Raw genomic sequence first — 4577 nt, 5'->3', positions numbered from 1 at the left:
CAAGGGTCGAACGTCTATTTTCCGGAACCCAGGACGTTCAAACTGTCGGCCACGTTCAACTTCTGACGATGGCCGTGTCAATTGCATTGAGTGTGTGCCAACGCGTAGTCGCAGCCGTATTCGGCGGCTATGCACTGGCCAATCTGCTGCCGCTCGCCTTGGCCGGATTACTGCCTATTGGCCGTGCCGAATCGGTGATGGCTGCGCTGCTGCTCAGCTTTGCCGTCTATACCGCAGCCATTCTCTGGGCCTTCGCGGCGCGCAGCGCCGGGTGGGCCTGGGCGGGAGTACTGGTGCCGGCTGTGCTGGCTGGCGTGCTGCTGGCTGTACAGAGGGCCTGGTCATGAAGCAGGGCTTTCACGATCCGCCAGCCTGCCACTATCCGGCTGGCAGGTCGTTGTCGATCAGGGCCAGGGCCTGTGCCGGGGAAAGGATGCTCAGCCCGTCCATCGCGGGCAGTTCCAGCAGGTCGCTGTCGCCGCTGATCAGCCAGTCGGCGGCGCCGGTCAGGGCGGTGTGGACGAACTTGTCGTCATCCGGGTCGCGGCTGTATGCCGTACCCGGCTGTGTGGGCAGTTTCACCCACTCGGCCACCGCATTGAAATCGTGCAGCAGTTGGCGCCGGGTTTCCGGGTTCAGATACCGGTCGAATTTGGGGCGCCACAGACGGGTTTCCAACTCGGCGAAGGTCTCCGGCGACAACAGCAGGCGGCCATGCTCCAGCACCCAGAAGGTGATGCGGGCGGGCGTGGAGCGGGCGGACAGGGCCGCGCTGATCAATACGTTGGTATCGAGTACGACCCGTTTAGCTTTCATCGGCCAGCAGTCGGGCAAGTTCGCCCTCGGTCAGCCCCCGCTCGGCGGCTGCGTGGGCGGTGCGCTCCAGGGTGTGGCGCAGGCGGTCGGCGTAGAAGGCGCGCATGGCGGCATAGTCTTCGGCGGACACCATCACGCCCACTACGCGGTTGTGGCGGGCCACCTGCACGGGCTCGCGCTGCGCCCGGTCGAGCAGTTCGCCGAAGCGGGTCTTGGCTTCGTTGGCGCTCATGGTCTGCATGGGTCGGTCCTCTGCGGTAAAGACTTCGATCATTTTAGGCGAATCGTTCGATTCGTTCAAACAGGATCATCATCAGCATGAAACAGGGCTTTCGCCAATCCATGTCCGGCCTGCATACCTGGGCCGGGCTGCTGCTGGGCTGGGTGCTGTTCTTCATGTTCCTCACCGGCACGGCGGGCTATTTCGACACCGAGATCGACCGCTGGATGCAGCCCGAGTTGCCAGCCGCGCCACAGGTGCCTGCGGCCCAGGTGCTGGCAATGGCGGAGCAGCGCTTGCTGGCACGGGCACCGCAGGCCGAGCGTTGGAGCGTCAACTTGCCGGTGGATCGGAACAATCCCTGGTTGCGTGTGAGTTGGCGGGGCAATGGGCCAAACGGCAGTGAGCAGCTGAACCAGGCAACTGGCCAGCCTTTGGAGGCACGGGCCAGCGGCGGTGGGCAGTTGCTGTACCGCATGCACTGGCGTCTGTACTACCTGCCGTCGGCCATGGCCGACTGGCTGGTGGGCCTGGCCACCATGTTCATGCTGCTGGCCATCGTCACCGGCATCATCGTGCACAAGAAGATCTTCGCCGACTTCTTCACCTTCCGCCCGGCTAAGGGCCAGCGTTCCTGGCTGGATGCGCACAATGTACTGAGCGTGGTGGCGCTGCCGTTCCACCTGATGATTACCTATTCGGGGCTGCTGTTCTTCGCCACCCTCTATATGCCGCTGGTGATCGCCGCGCATTACGGTACAGGCGAGGAGAACCGGCGGCTGTACTTCGATGAACTGAATGGTCGCGCAGCACTACTGGCCGAGCCTGCGGGTGTAGCGGCTACCCTGACCCCACTGTCGCCCCTGCTGGCCCAGGCCGAAGCACGCTGGGGCGAGGGCCAGGTGCAGAGCCTGGATATTCGCCACCCCGGCGACACGCAGGCGCGAGTGACGGCCCGCCAGGCCACGTCTGGCCCGCTGCGCAGTGCCGAGACTCTGGTGTTCGACGGAGTGAGTGGCGAACTGCTCGAAGTGCTGCCGGCCATTCGCTCCACACCCAAGGCGATCAACGATGTGCTGCTGGGCCTGCACGAAGGGCTGTTCGCCGGCCCGGTATTGCGCTGGCTGTACTTCCTCTCCGGGCTGCTGGGCACGGCGATGATCGCCACCGGGCTGGTGCTGTGGACGGTCAAGCGCCGCCAGCGGGCGCAGAAGCAGGCCGACGCGGATCATCGCGGGCTGGTGCTGGTGGAGCGCTTGAACGTCGGCACCGTCGTCGGGCTGCCCATCGCCATTGCGGCTTACTTCTGGGCCAACCGGCTGATCCCGGTCGCGTTCGAGGCGCGCGCGGCATGGGAAGCCCATGCCATGTTCATCGCCTGGGGGCTCCTGCTGCTGCACGCGACGCTGCGGCCGACGGCACGCGCCTGGATCGAGCAGGGCTGGCTGGCCGCTGCGGCTTTTGCCTTGCTGCCTGTGCTGAATGCACTGACCACCGAACGCCACCTGGGCGCATCGCTGCCGCAAGGCGACTGGGTGATGGCCGGCTTCGATCTGACCATGCTCGTCTTCGGCCTGGCCTTCGCGGCGCTGGCCTGGCGGCTGACCCGCAGGGCACAGCCCCAGCTCCAGAGTCAGGGCGTGGGCAGCCCCTTGCCCGTGCGTGCCTCGGCCACGATCCGCCACGCGAGGGCCGGCGAATGATGGCGCTGCTGGCCTTCGCACTGGCCTGCGCCGGCTTTGCCGCGCTGGCACTGGCGATGGATCGCCATCACCGGCAGGTATGGCAGCGCCCGGCCCCTGGCCGCCGTGGCGTGCTGCTGCGCGTGGCCGGAGCGGCGGCGCTTGGTGCGTCGCTCGCAGCCTGCATCGTGCATTCGGGCTGGGCCGTTGGCGCCGTGTTGTGGCTGGGGCTGTTGAGCGCCACTGTGCCGGCGGTGGCACTCGTGCTCACCTATCGACCGCAGCTTTTCGCCTTGGTGGCGACCGGCAGCGGCCCCCCTGAACCCACGCACAGGGAGCGCTCGTGAATGGAATTGCGACACCTGCGCTGCTTCATCGCCGTGGCCGAGGAACTGCACTTTGCGCGTGCGGCGGAGAAGCTGCACATGGAGCAATCGCCGTTGTCGCGCGCCATCAAGGAGCTGGAGGAAAACCTGGGCGTGCGCCTGCTGGAGCGCACCACGCGGCGCACCGAACCAAGCGGCCGCCTCGCGGATTTCCGCTACCGACCCTGAGCCCTCTTCGCGGACATGAAGGCTCAATGGCAGCTATATGGTCGGAGTCACCGCTCATCCTGACAACTAAACTACTTGTCGGCCGGAGAGGTCGTCAGGTAGATAACTTGTAGGGTCCGCCTAGAAGCAATGACCAGACATTGATCATTCGGTCGTAGTCAATGCCAATCATATCGCATGGTCCTGTTTGGAGCGCAAGGGCTCCCACCAATCCCTCTCGTACCATCCCTTTCCACCCTTTCGTAACAGATTCGACCCTGGGGATATTCCATCCGGCAAGGTCATGCCGAGAAGCACGAAAATCACTCGCTCAAGCAAAATCGCTAAGTGCCACTCGGCAACCCCCACGACATCGAGCGATATAAAAGAGCTGCGTCCATGTGCCAGTGCATTGCGGATATCTCTCAGCCCGCGCTCTTTATCCGATCCCAGAATAGGCCAGAGGTCCGCGCAATGGACGGGCATCGTTGGATACACGCGAAAGAATGCTTCGAACTTATCTCGCACACTGGGTCGATTAACAACATTGATGAGCCCCCCCCAGTCGCGCTGAAATCTCTGGAGCGTTCTCGCCATCCTCGGCGACTACAGCTTCTTTCAGTTGTTCGAGGTGCTTAATCACCGCGTGGGTTGTGACAGTAGGGCTCTGTGGTGTTTGGTCCCGCTTCCACGCGAATTCGACCACCCTTTCCAGTACGGAGAACATGAACAGGAAGCGATCCGCGCTCCTCGAGTTGGTATGAGGATTAAGCGCCACTGAAAGGTGACGAATCAATGATCGGATTTCCTTGCCGGCCTTTTCATATGCGTGAGCCAAGTTCGTAGCACATTCCGCGAAGACTTGAGGGTGGGCGACAAAGTCACCACGGCCCTCGCGCGCAGACGGCGTTACATTCGCCTCAAGGGGCTCGATCCAGGTAGAGGCGGTCTCATCGTCGGAGTACGTCCAGCCATGCAGGGAAACAGCTTGCCGAAACAGAACCGATAGAACCTCGAGTGAGCTCCTGAACTTCGCAACTATCCGGTCGGCGTCGATTGGACCGTCCGGCGGCAAACCCACTACCGCGCTAAAACCGGCAATCACTGTCGCACCTGGAATCTCCGCGTCTCGGTGGTAAATCGTTACCCATTCCACCACAAACCTCGTCGCGCCAAGGTTCGGGAGGTCCAGCACGAACAGACCCTCTGAGTGGGATTTCTCGCCGAAGGAGACACCACTTGATTCCGATCGCAGGTAGGAAATGGGGGCTAGATGAAAGCGGATCTCCCTTCCTACATTCATCGAAGGATGCTGGACCGTTAGGG

6 protein-coding genes and 1 pseudogene are annotated in these 4577 nt (G+C 63.1%); 4 read left to right on the top strand and 3 right to left on the bottom strand.

Features of this window, described 5'->3' with window-relative positions:
* Nucleotides 1-347, top strand: a 347-nt coding sequence (locus tag TBU01S_RS22405) for a DUF3649 domain-containing protein (protein ID WP_245651021.1), incomplete at its 5' end; no start/stop codon positions are given.
* Between the two features lie 31 nt (nucleotides 348-378).
* On the opposite strand, the gene TBU01S_RS22400 is transcribed toward TBU01S_RS22405, so the two are convergent.
* Nucleotides 379-816 (bottom strand): putative toxin-antitoxin system toxin component, PIN family, encoded by a 438-nt coding sequence (locus tag TBU01S_RS22400; RefSeq protein WP_068639701.1) that lies wholly within the window; start codon nucleotides 814-816, stop codon nucleotides 379-381.
* Nucleotides 806-1057: a type II toxin-antitoxin system Phd/YefM family antitoxin gene (locus TBU01S_RS22395; RefSeq protein WP_068639700.1), complete on the bottom strand. Its 252-nt coding sequence runs from the start codon at nucleotides 1055-1057 to the stop codon at nucleotides 806-808. Before TBU01S_RS22395 ends, TBU01S_RS22400 begins: the two co-directional genes overlap by 11 nt.
* A 77-nt stretch (nucleotides 1058-1134) precedes the next feature.
* Here TBU01S_RS22395 and TBU01S_RS22390 point away from each other — a divergent pair, with 77 nt between their 5' ends.
* The 3 genes and pseudogenes from TBU01S_RS22390 to TBU01S_RS22380 form a co-directional block, all read left to right on the top strand.
* Nucleotides 1135-2739: a PepSY-associated TM helix domain-containing protein gene (locus TBU01S_RS22390; protein ID WP_083953807.1), complete on the top strand. Its 1605-nt coding sequence runs from the start codon at nucleotides 1135-1137 to the stop codon at nucleotides 2737-2739.
* Nucleotides 2736-3065, top strand: a complete 330-nt coding sequence (locus TBU01S_RS22385) for a DUF3325 domain-containing protein (protein WP_068639699.1) — start codon at nucleotides 2736-2738, stop codon at nucleotides 3063-3065. Before TBU01S_RS22390 ends, TBU01S_RS22385 begins: the two co-directional genes overlap by 4 nt.
* Nucleotides 3066-3227 (top strand): annotated as a pseudogene (locus tag TBU01S_RS22380) (LysR family transcriptional regulator); the annotation flags it as partial.
* 562 nt (nucleotides 3228-3789) lie between these two features.
* On the opposite strand, the gene TBU01S_RS22375 reads toward TBU01S_RS22380, so the two are convergent.
* The coding region (locus tag TBU01S_RS22375) for a hypothetical protein (protein WP_217999687.1) at nucleotides 3790-4577 on the bottom strand (788 nt) is incomplete at its 5' end.

The sequence above is a fragment of the Thauera butanivorans NBRC 103042 genome (assembly GCF_001591165.1).
Classification (GTDB): Bacteria; Pseudomonadota; Gammaproteobacteria; order Burkholderiales; family Rhodocyclaceae; genus Thauera; species Thauera butanivorans.
This window is presented reverse-complemented; position numbering and strand designations above follow the sequence as displayed.

What these genes read in the sequence shown, in the direction of transcription:
- TBU01S_RS22400 (WP_068639701.1), bottom strand. Translation starts at nt 816, where the DNA reads ATGAAAGCTAAACGGGTCGTACTCGATACCAACGTATTGATCAGCGCG.
- TBU01S_RS22395 (WP_068639700.1), bottom strand. Translation starts at nt 1,057, where the DNA reads ATGCAGACCATGAGCGCCAACGAAGCCAAGACCCGCTTCGGCGAACTG.
- TBU01S_RS22390 (WP_083953807.1), top strand. Translation starts at nt 1,135, where the DNA reads ATGAAACAGGGCTTTCGCCAATCCATGTCCGGCCTGCATACCTGGGCC.
- TBU01S_RS22385 (WP_068639699.1), top strand. Translation starts at nt 2,736, where the DNA reads ATGATGGCGCTGCTGGCCTTCGCACTGGCCTGCGCCGGCTTTGCCGCG.